10 protein-coding genes are annotated in these 10,077 nt (G+C 68.0%); 2 read left to right on the forward strand and 8 right to left on the reverse strand.

From position 1 onward, the window contains the following. Positions 1-1,594: AAA family ATPase (locus tag QZT59_RS07075; RefSeq protein WP_290813406.1), on the reverse strand; the 1,594-nt coding region annotated here is incomplete at its 3' end. After that, positions 1,591-1,839 (reverse strand): Hsp20/alpha crystallin family protein, encoded by a 249-nt coding sequence (locus tag QZT59_RS07080; protein WP_290813408.1) that lies wholly within the window; start codon positions 1,837-1,839, stop codon positions 1,591-1,593. The genes QZT59_RS07080 and QZT59_RS07075, both read right to left, overlap by 4 nt. A gap of 149 nt (positions 1,840-1,988) precedes the next feature. On the opposite strand from QZT59_RS07080, the gene QZT59_RS07085 reads away from it, so the two are divergent. Then, positions 1,989-2,768, forward strand: coding sequence for an alpha/beta fold hydrolase (locus QZT59_RS07085; RefSeq protein WP_290813411.1), 780 nt, complete (start codon positions 1,989-1,991; stop codon positions 2,766-2,768). A gap of 7 nt (positions 2,769-2,775) precedes the next feature. Here the strand turns inward: QZT59_RS07085 and panB are convergent, their stop codons facing one another. Further along, positions 2,776-3,588 carry a 3-methyl-2-oxobutanoate hydroxymethyltransferase gene (panB, locus tag QZT59_RS07090; protein WP_290813413.1) on the reverse strand — a complete coding sequence of 271 codons (813 nt, stop codon included), beginning with the start codon at positions 3,586-3,588 and terminating at the stop codon, positions 2,776-2,778. 242 nt (positions 3,589-3,830) lie between these two features. Between panB and QZT59_RS07095 the strand changes: the two genes are divergently transcribed. Beyond that, positions 3,831-4,064 carry a DUF5822 domain-containing protein gene (locus tag QZT59_RS07095; protein WP_290813415.1) on the forward strand — a complete coding sequence of 78 codons (234 nt, stop codon included), beginning with the start codon at positions 3,831-3,833 and terminating at the stop codon, positions 4,062-4,064. A gap of 35 nt (positions 4,065-4,099) precedes the next feature. Here the strand turns inward: QZT59_RS07095 and QZT59_RS07100 are convergent, their stop codons facing one another. The 5 genes from QZT59_RS07100 to hflX form a co-directional block, all read right to left on the reverse strand. Further along, positions 4,100-4,636 carry an HAD family hydrolase gene (locus tag QZT59_RS07100; RefSeq protein WP_290813418.1) on the reverse strand — a complete coding sequence of 179 codons (537 nt, stop codon included), beginning with the start codon at positions 4,634-4,636 and terminating at the stop codon, positions 4,100-4,102. Between the two features lie 80 nt (positions 4,637-4,716). Continuing rightward, entirely contained in the window at positions 4,717-5,841 is a 1,125-nt protein-coding gene (locus QZT59_RS07105; RefSeq protein WP_290813420.1) for an acyl-CoA dehydrogenase family protein, read from the reverse strand. Between the two features lie 112 nt (positions 5,842-5,953). Then, a complete protein-coding gene (locus QZT59_RS07110; RefSeq protein ID WP_290813422.1) occupies positions 5,954-6,628 on the reverse strand; it encodes a helix-turn-helix domain-containing protein in 675 nt (224 codons plus the stop codon). Positions 6,629-7,084: 456 nt separating this feature from the next. Further along, the gene (locus QZT59_RS07115; RefSeq protein WP_290813425.1) at positions 7,085-8,344 is read right to left on the reverse strand and encodes an HAD family hydrolase; all 1,260 of its coding nucleotides are present in this window, start codon (positions 8,342-8,344) and stop codon (positions 7,085-7,087) included. Positions 8,345-8,449: 105 nt separating this feature from the next. Then, entirely contained in the window at positions 8,450-9,751 is a 1,302-nt protein-coding gene (gene hflX / locus QZT59_RS07120; protein ID WP_290813428.1) for a GTPase HflX, read from the reverse strand. Between the last annotated feature and the right edge of the window lie 326 nt (positions 9,752-10,077).

Consider the following 10,077-nt stretch of genomic DNA (forward strand, 5'->3'; position numbering starts at 1 on the left):
CGGGGCCCTTGATCGAGATGAAGTTCGACTGGGCCTCGTTGGCGACGGCCTTCGCGAGCAGGGTCTTCCCGGTGCCCGGCGGGCCGTACATGAGGACGCCCTTGGCGGCCTCCATGTCCATGGCCTCGTAGACCTGCGGGAAGTCGAGCGGCCACTGGATCGTCTCCCGGAGGCGCTCTTTCGTGTCCCCCAGGCCGCCGACGTCCGCCCAGGTGACGTCGGGGACCTCGACGAAGACCTCGCGGAGCGCGGAGGGTTGGATGCCCTTGAGCGCCTCCTTGAAGTCGCGCTCGGTGACCCGCAGGGACTCGAGGACGTCGGCGTCGATCTCGTCGGCCTCGAGGTCGAGTTCGGGACGGATGCGCCGCAACGCGTTCATCGCGGCCTCGCGCGCGAGCGATGCCAGGTCGGCGCCGACGAAGCCGTGGGTGTTCTCGGCGTACTGGTCGAGATTCACGCTGTCGGACAGCGGCATCCCCCTGGTGTGGACCTGCATGATCTCCTTGCGCCCGTCCTTGTCCGGGACGCCGATCTCGATCTCGCGGTCGAAGCGGCCGCCGCGGCGCAGCGCGGGATCGATGGCGTCGACGCGGTTGGTCGCGGCGATCACGGTAACGCGCCCGCGCTCTTCCAGCCCGTCCATCAGGCTGAGCAGCTGCGCGACCACGCGGCGCTCGACGTCGCCGCCGGCTTCCTCGCGCTTGGCGGCGATCGAGTCGATCTCGTCGATGAAGACGATCGCGGGGGCGCTCTCCTCGGCGTCCTCGAAGACCTCCCGGAGCTGCTCTTCGGACTCGCCGTAGTACTTCGACATGATCTCGGGGCCCGAGATCGTCTCGAAGTGGGCGTCGATCTCGTTGGCGACGGCCTTCGCCATCAGCGTCTTGCCGGTACCCGGCGGGCCGTGCAGCAGGACGCCTTTCGGCGGCTCGATGCCGAGCTGCTTGAACAGTTCGGGGTGACGCATCGGGAGCTCGATCATCTCGCGAACCTGATCGAGCTCGTCGTCCAGGCCCCCGATATCCTCGTACGTGATGTCAGGGACGCCCTCGGGGGACTCGCCCCCGGAACTGATCTGCTCGGCCGGCGTCTCCGAGATCTCGATCGTCGTCGAATCGGTGATGACGACGGTACCCCCCGGAGCGGTGTCCGCGATCTTCAGCGGCACCGACTGACCCGAGCTCGCCATCGGCCCGAACGACAGCGAGAACGGCACCGTCTGGCCCTCAGTGACGGCCTGCCCGCTCAGCTTGTCGCGGACGAGCGGCCCGATGTCGCCGCGAATCCGCAAGTTCTGCGGGAGCGCGACGGTGACCGACGAGGCGGCCGTGACGTCGGCTTTCTCGACCCGTACGCGGTCGTCGATCCCGACGCCGGCCTCCTGACGAAGCCGCCCGTCGATCCGGACGATCCCGCGTCCCTCGTCCTCCGGGTAACCCGGCCAGACGCGAGCGACGGCGGCCCGGTCACCGTTCCCTTCGAGCAGGATGTAGTCTCCGTTCTCGAGGCCGAGTTCGCCCATCGACCCGCGGTCGATGGCGGCGAGACCGCGTCCGGCGTCCTTCTGTTTGAGTGGCTTGACGGTGAGTTTCATCGGTTGGCCTCCACGTCGATGGTGAGTACTCCGTTTTTGATAAACGTGTGCGCATCGCCCGCGTCCGCAGGCAGGTCGATGTCGTACTGCCGTTCGCCGACGACGACGATGGCGGTGTCGTCGACGACGTCGACGGATGCGTCGGTGCTCGCGGGACCGAAGTCGACGGCCACGACCGCCCCGTCGTCGTACTCGTAGTGACGGACCACCGCGTCCTGATCGGCGGTGAGTTGTTCGAGAGTCATAATCAACTAACCCGAGGTAAGTACTGCTGGTATATAAATATTCTTATCGAATTCGCACTACTCGAGTGTGTCGTCGAACAACGGATTGTTCGCGGTTCACACCGAACCAGGAACTCGGATTTATGACCGGTGGCGTACAATAGCGCGACATGGAAACGGTTTCTCATCACGGTCGGGAGACGGCGTACCGCCGCGTCGACAGAGGCGGATCGGGCCCGACGCTCTGTTTGGTCCACGGCAGCGGCGCAAACCGACGCGTCTGGAACGGGCAGTTGTCCCTCGCCGACCGATACCCGATCGTCGCTCCCGACCTGAGCGGACACGGCGGGTCCGAAGACGTCGACGCGGCTCCCGGCTATCAGACGCTGGCCGCGTACGCCGACGACGTGCTCGCGACGCTCGAAGCGACCGACGCCCGGGTTCTCGTCGGGAGTTCGATGGGTGGCGCGATCGTCCAGCACCTGCTCGTCGAACGCGACCCGGACGTCGACGCGGCCGTGCTGGCGGGAACCGGCGCTCGGCTGGGAGTGCTCGAGGATCTCCTGACCTGGCTCGAATCGGATTTCGAACGGGCGGTCGAGTTCTTCCACCGGCCGGGTCGGTTCTTCTGCGATCCGGACCCCGAACTGATCGAGCGCTCGGCGGACGTCCTGTACGAGACGGGTCGGCGGGTTACCTATCGGGATTTCCTCACCTGTCACCGGTTCGATATCAGAGACCGCGTGGCCGAGATAGCCGTGCCGACGCTCGCCGTCTACGGAAGCGAAGATCGGCTCACTCCGCCGTGGTTCCACGAATTCCTCGCCGAGGAGATCCCGGCGGGCGAGCTGGCCGAGATCGACGACGCGGCCCACCTGTCGATGGTGGAACGGTCCGAGGCGTTCAACGAGGCGATCGCCTCGTTCGTCGAGGATCGAGTCGCGGGCTGACGGCGCCTCAGTACAGCTCGTCCAGATCCGATGCTTCGTGGCTGTGTTCGTCGGCCGGGAACGCGCCCGCCTCGACGGCGTCGACGTAGTCCGCGACCGCCGCTTCCATCTCGCCGCGGACGTCGCCGAACCGTTTCGAGAACGAAGGCGACCACTCGCTGAGCCCGACCGCGTCGTGAAAGACCAGCACCTGCCCGTCGCAGCCCGGGCCGGCGCCGATGCCGATCGTCGGCATCCCGACCGCGTCCGTCACGTCCGCGGCGACGTTCGCGGGAACGTGCTCCAGGACGAGCGAGAACGCGCCCGCATCGTCGTGAGCCCGCGCGAGTTCGAGGATCCGCTCGGCGCCCTCCTGGTCGGTCCCCTGGCGCGGGTAGCCGCCGTACTGGTTCACGTGCTGGGGCGTCAGGCCGAGGTGGGCCATCACCGGGATGCCGAGTTCCACCATTCGCCGGGTCAGGTCGACGGTGTGGGGGCCGCTCTCGAGCTTGACCGCGTCCGCACCCTCCTCCTTGAGCATCCGGCCGGCGTTCTCGATCGCCGCCGACTCGTCCGCACCGAACGAGAGGAACGGCATGTCGGCGACCACCATCGCGTCCTCGGTCGCGCGTGCGACGGCGCCGACGTGACGAGCCGTATCGTCGACGGACACCGGCAGCGTCGTCTCGTACCCGAGGACGGCGTTTCCCACGCTGTCGCCCACCAGGATCACGTCCACGCCGGCCTCGTCGACGATCGCCGCCGTCGGCGCGTCGTAGGCGGTCAGCATCGTGATAGGCTCTTCTCCCGCTTTCGCCCGCAGATCTCGAACGGTCGTCATGGCCGTACGGTTCGCCGCGAGCAGGTAAATCCCACCGGTTGTCGACAGGGCGGAACTCCCGGTCCCCGATCGCGTCACGGGCCGCACGCAGGTGATCCGTCACCGCGAACGGTCGCTCGCGGAGGCGATCTGTCGCCGCGAATCGGGCCGCGCGGAGGCATTTCGGCGCCGCGAACTGCGGTGTTACTATCGCTGGTACCGCGAACGGCGGATTTAATATCGCGGCCGCGCGACCGGCGAGCGTGCCGGAACCCGTCGAGACCAGCGATCCCGAGGGCGTCGACTACGGCTGGGTGATGCAGGTCACCTTCCTCGCCACGATCCTCCTCGGCGCACCGATCGTGGCGATCCTGTCCGCGTTCGTCGAGCTGAGCACGTGGGGCGCGAGAGCGGAGTTCGCCGTCCGCGTCGGCGCGGCCGTCTGGCTCGTCACGGGCATCGCCGTCTTTCTCTACGCGAAGCGGATTCGGGCCTGAGGCGGCGATCCTCGGGCAGCGCTCGGCCGAACCGATCAGCGGCTCGCGCGATCGTCGACGTACCTGAAATCCGTGCCGGCCCGTTCGGCGGTCGTCTCGTCGCTCTCGGAGTCGCCGACGAACAGCGTGCGCTCCGGATCGGCCGCGAGATCCTCGGTAACCGCGAGGAGCGGCTCGGGATCCGGCTTCCGCGTCTCGACGCTGTCCCTGCCGACGACGGCGTCGACGGCCGCATCGAGGTCGTGGCGTTTCAGGGCGATCCGACAGGCGGCCTCGCAGTTGAGCGAGCAGACGCCGACCGGGACCGATCGCGTCGACAGTTCGTCCGCCAGGGGGAGGCGGTCGGAGGTCCGGGCGCCCGCCCGCTCGTGTTCGGCGATGACGGTTTCGACCTCGTTCCGGAGGCCGACTCGCTCGGACGCCGACAGCAGTTCCCAGAGGCGATCGCTGGGCGCCTCGACCCCCTCGGTGACGTACAACTCGAGGACCTCGACGGCGACGACCTCCCAGTCGACGTCGAGCGCCACGAGCGTCCCGTCAAGATCGTACACGACGGCGTCGTACTGACTCACGGACCGTCGTACGGCCGAGCGGCCGATAGGCGTGTCGGTGCGCCTCGGGTAGCGAGCGAGCGAACGGGCCCCGGCGCGGCTCAGTCCAGCAGGTGACGCGCGATGACGGTCTTCTGGATCTCCGTCGTCCCCTCGTAGATCTCGGTGATCTTGGCGTCGCGATAGAGCCGTTCGACGTCGAACTCGGTGACGTAGCCGTAGCCCCCGTGGACCTGGACGGCCTGGTTGGTCACGTCGGTGGCCGCCTCGCTCGCGAAGTACTTCGCCATGCTCGCCTCCATCGCGCCGCCGCCGTCGGCACGCCGCCGGGCCGCGTGACGGGTGAGCCGCCGCGCGGCTTCGACCCGGGTGGCCATCTCGGCGATCTTGTGGCGGACCGACTGGATCTCCGCGATCGGTCCGTCGAACTGCTCGCGCTCCCGACTGTAGGCGATGGCCTCCTCCAGCGCGTGGTCGGCCAGACCGACGGCCTGGGACGCGATGGCGATCCGTCCGCCGGTGAGGATCTCGAACGCCGCGGAGAGGCCCCGGCCGACCTCGGTCAGACGGTTCTCCGCGGGAACGTGAACGTCGTCGAACGTCAGCGACGTCGTGTCGCTCGCCCGGAGGCCGAGCTTGTCCTCCTTCTCGCCGACCGTCAGGCCGTCGACGTCCGCGGGGACGAGAAATTGCGTGACGGTGTCCGGGTCGTCGCGGGCGGTCTTCGCGAAGAGGATGATGACGCCCGCACGCCGACCGTTCGTGATCCACTGTTTGTCCCCGTCGATGACGTATTCGTCGCCCTCCCGCCTGGCTACGGTCGACATCTCCGCGGGATTCGAGCCGGCGTGGGGCTCCGAGAGGGCGAACGCGCCGACCGGTCGACCCTCGGCCATCTCCGGCAGCCACCGCTCCTGCTGGGCTTCGGTGCCGAACGTGCGGATGCAGGAGGTGGCCAGACCGTGAACGGACAGCGCCGTCGCCACCGCCAACGAGCCGTACGCGACGCTCTCGTTGACGACGCTCGCGGTGACCGGATCGGCGTCGTAGCCGCCGTACTCGGCGGGGACCGTGAGTCCGGTCAGATCGAGCGCCGCCAGCCCGTCCCAGACCTCCTCGGGAAACTCCTGGGTCTCGTCGGCCTCCCGCGCCGTGGGACGGATCTCCTCGCGCGCGAATTTCCGGACCACGTCCCTGACGGCGCGCTGCTCGTCTGTGAGCTCCATACCCGCCGTTGTGCGGGCCGCGCCTAAAATACTCGCCATCTCGCGTCGAACGCGGCTCGCCACGCCCGACTGTGGCCCGACACGTCCGGCAGGCGGTCCGGACCGAGCGGCCCTAATTCGCCGCCGCTTCCGGCGACTCGTCCAGTTGCTCGCTCGCGAGCACCTTGTTCGCTCGGCGGAGGCGCTCGGAGAGCGCCTGGTGGGAGATGCCGAGGCCGTCGGCGAGCTCCTCGAGCGAGATCTCCCGGGGGACGTCGTAGTAGCCGCGTCGGTAGGCCTCCCGGATCGCCTCCTCCTGGGCGTCCGTGAGCGCCGACGTCGCCTCCAGGTCCGAGTCGCGTCCCGCTTCGACCATCCGCTTCAGGTCGACGGTGACCCCGCCGTCCGAGAGTTCCTCGACGGCCGTCGACAGCGAATCGTGCTGGGGGAAGAGGAGTCGGAGCGTCCACCGACCCGAGTCGCACTGAGCGTCGAGCACGGTTCCGTCGTGCTCGAACACCGTTCCGACGACCTGGCCGACCCAGGACGCGTACTCCAGTCGATAGAGGGCCTCGTCACCGTCCGCATCCTCCAGCAACCGCGTGTAGTCCTCGATCGAATCGTCCCCGTCGAGCGCCCGCTCGAGGTGCGCCTCGTCCACGCCTCCGAACCACACGAGCGGCATCGTCTGGAGCGGCCCCTCCGCGACGATGCTCTTCACCCGGACCTCGAGTTCGGGAAGCGCATCGAACGTCTCCGAGAGGGCGAGTTCGTCGGCCGAGATCGAGATCTCCGCGATGGTCGTCACGGTCGTTCACCCCCTCGACGCGGCGGTCGAACGGCCGGACGGCGAATCGCTGTGCTGTCGTGTCGGTGGTCGGACGTGAACTGAATCATGGCTGGGAGTCGATCGGAAACGATCGTCCGGGGCGAGCCGGGACGTCGATTCTCGGTTCGCTCGGATTTCTCGGTTCGCTCGGCGGCGACGGTCGTATCCGACCGGTCAGTTCCCAGGCGGTTGGACGCGGGGCTTGTGTGCTCCAGCCGCTTATGTAGTCCCCGGAAAGTGACGGGGTAGGAGGGGGCGAAACCGTCGATCACGGGGAAGCGGTGGAGCGCGAAACCGTCGATCACGGGGAAGCGGTGGAGCGCGAAACCGTCGATCACGGGGAAGCGGTGGAGCGCGAAACCGTCGGTGTCGGGAGCGAGGCGGTACGTGAAACCGTCTCCCTCGGGGAAGCGGAGGGATCGGAAACTGCCCGTCTCAGCCCAACCGGGCGAGCCGGTTCATCGCGTACACCGTCTGTAACACGTCCACGCTCTTTCCCCGATCGAACACCAGTTCGTCGGTCTCCAGGACGTGTTCGAGCGTGTCCTCCGAGGCGTGGTCCGGAGCGGCGGCGATTCCCGTCCCGGTCCGGGAAACCCACTCCATGACTCGAAGGTCGCTCTTCGAGTCGCCCATGACCAGGGCGAACGGATCCTCGACTCCCAAAACGTCGAGCGCGCGCTCGACGCCCACGACTTTGTTGAGTTCGAGGCTACCGATCTCCGCGGCGTCGGCCTCGTAGTACGCGACGTCGATCCGTTCGAGAACGGCGGACAACCCGTCCGGAATCGCGTCGCCGTCGGCGTCCGGGTACGCGCCTTCCTGCTCGAGGACGCCGCGGATCTCCGGATCCCGGTCCGCGTAGAACGCCCGCGTCAGTTCCGCGAGGCGTTCGTCCGACGCGTCCGCCCCCGCCGCATCCGCGTGGCGCGCGACCGCCTCTGCGAGAAGCTCGAGCAGGTACACGAGCGCCTCGTCGATGATCTCCCGGGAGCGCGCGGAGCCGGTCTCGTAGTTCGGCTTCACGGTCACGTTGAACTCGTTGCCTTGCAGGTGACAGTTTCGACGGAGGTCCTCGGGGGCCTCGGGTAGGACCCGGCCCCGAACGTCGTCGAAGACGTCCCTGATCTCCTCGTCGAGGTCCTCGTACAGCAGCTGCTTCGTCGCGGCGCCGTGGCCGGGCGTGAAGACGCCCGTCCCCGCCTCGTAGACGATCGAGAGCTCGCCGGAGTGGACGATCTCGCTGCCCAGGCCCTGGATGGCGAACCCCTTCACGTTCTCCAGGGTCTGTCCCGTGCAGATGACGATCGGGACGCCCGATTCGTGGAACTCGGTGAGGATGTGCAGCGTTTCCCTGGGGATTTCGTTGTCCGTTCGACCGGCCGACCGGAGCGTCTCGTCGACGTCGAGGACGAGCACGTTCACCGACCGTCCGTACTTGGCCTGGAGGTCGAGCGCGGTGAACGCCTGATCGCGTGTCGCCCGCGCGGCGACCTCCGCGAGCGTCTCGCCGGCCGCGAACGACGAGCGGATCTCGCCCTTTCGATCGTCTAGCTCCTCGCTGGCGCGCTGCCAGTGCTCCAGGGCGACCCGCGAGTCGACCGCCGGGAAGACGTCGACGAACTCCTGGTACTCCCGGAGCGTCTTCGTGTCGAACTCGTCGTAGAGCCGGTAGACGAGATCGTATCGTTCCATGTGCTGACAGCCGTCGACCGGAGGGATAACGGTTTTCGTCGCCGCAACAGCCCCGGGCGGTGATGGCCGGTCCGCGGCCGCCTCCCGAGCGGCTTCGCGACCGACTCAGGGCGACTCCGCCGCCGCGGTTCGTAACTCGCTCAGACGCGTCCTGGCCTGCGAGATCACCGATGGCCGGGCCTCGACGGAGACGTGAACGTCGTCGTCGCCGTAGGTGACGTCCTCGACGTGGGCGTTGTCGTGGAGCCAGGAGACGAGGCTCATCGTCTCGTCGGTCATCGGCAAGACCAGCCGCTCGGTCTCCCAGTCGGGCAGCTCCGCGTCGATCCGGTCGAGCAGCGTCTCGACGTTCGTCCCCTCGCGCGCGCTGACCGCGACCGGGTTCGGGGCGAGCGCCGAGAGCGTCTCGCGTTTCGCCTCGAGTTCGGCCTCCTCGACGGCGTCGATCTTGTTGAGGACCGTCACGATCGGCGCCTCGTTGCGCTCGTAGAGCGTGTCGTGGCAGGTGACGAGCTTCTCGTGGATCTCCTCGACCGGTTCGCTCACGTCGACGACGAGCAAGACGAGGTCGGCCCGGTAGACCGAGTCGAGCGTCGACTTGAACGATTCGACCAGCCAGTGGGGCAGATTCGAGATGAACCCGACCGTGTCGGTGAGCAGGACGTCCCTGGGCTCGATGTCCGCCCGACGAGTCGTCGTCCCGAGCGTCGTGAACAGCCGGTCTTCGGACTCGGCGGTCGCGTCCAGGTCGGGATGCAGGTCCTCGTTCGCATCGACGTCGAGGTCGCGGGCCATCCGTCGCAGCAGCGTCGATTTGCCGGCGTTCGTGTAGCCGGCGAGCGCCACGAGATCGAATCCGGAGTCGCGTCGTCGCTCGCGACGGTGTTGTTCCGTTCGCTCGATCTGCTCGAGTTCCTCCCTGATCCGGCTGATCTGGGCTTTGATGTCCTGTTCGCGGCTCTCGTCGTACTCGCCGAGCCCCATGAACCCCGGGTGCTCGTCGCGCTTGGCCAGGCTCGCCTTCGCCTCGGCGCGCGGGAGCTCGTAGCGCAGCTCCGCCAGCTCGACCTGCAGCTGTGCCTTTCGAGTACGTGCGCGCTGGCCGAAGATCTCGAGGATCAAGGTGAACCGGTCGATCACCTCGACGCCTTCCGGGAGCATCGCGCCCAGATTGTACGTCTGGTAGGGACCGAGCCGGTTGTCGAAGATCACCGTCTCGGCGTCGGTCTCGGCGACGGCGACCGCGAGTTCCTCGGCTTTCCCCTCTCCAAGCTGCAGCGCCGGATCGGCCCGGCGCGTCTGGGTGATCTCTCCGACGACGTCGTAACCCGCGGCCGCGGCGAGGTCCCGAATCTCCTCGGTGTCGGGAATCCCGCTATCGACCCGCTTTGCGATGATGGCGTTCATGACTGTGGCAGGCGCTGATCGGGCGCGCTCGAGTACCGTTCCAGAAGCGACCGGACGGAACGGGTCCGCGACGAGTACCGGCGCGGTCGCTGGGCCGGCCCCGCTCGCCCGCGGCCGGCGTCACCACCGACCGTTCGGCGACGTTTCGCGAACGTATCGATCACGCTCCCGCCAGCGCTACGGGCGCCGGCGGATCACCCCCGTTCGAGTGCGTCCTCGCATGCGCGGGGGTACGCCGCCGACGGTCTTGAATCCCGTGGCACGGACGCCGGACCGGGGTGCGAGCAGTGAGTTCGGGCCGGGGTCCGAGCAGGATTCGGAGGTTC

It is taken from the genome of Halovivax sp., from assembly GCA_007119345.1.
In the GTDB taxonomy this organism is placed as follows: Archaea; Halobacteriota; Halobacteria; order Halobacteriales; family Natrialbaceae; genus Halovivax.

Coding starts and splice junctions, on each gene's coding strand:
- QZT59_RS07080 (WP_290813408.1), bottom strand. CDS start 1,839: ATGACTCTCGAACAACTCACCGCCGATCAGGACGCGGTGGTCCGTCAC.
- QZT59_RS07085 (WP_290813411.1), top strand. CDS start 1,989: ATGGAAACGGTTTCTCATCACGGTCGGGAGACGGCGTACCGCCGCGTC.
- panB (WP_290813413.1), bottom strand. CDS start 3,588: ATGACGACCGTTCGAGATCTGCGGGCGAAAGCGGGAGAAGAGCCTATC.
- QZT59_RS07105 (WP_290813420.1), bottom strand. CDS start 5,841: ATGGAGCTCACAGACGAGCAGCGCGCCGTCAGGGACGTGGTCCGGAAA.
- QZT59_RS07115 (WP_290813425.1), bottom strand. CDS start 8,344: ATGGAACGATACGATCTCGTCTACCGGCTCTACGACGAGTTCGACACG.
- hflX (WP_290813428.1), bottom strand. CDS start 9,751: ATGAACGCCATCATCGCAAAGCGGGTCGATAGCGGGATTCCCGACACC.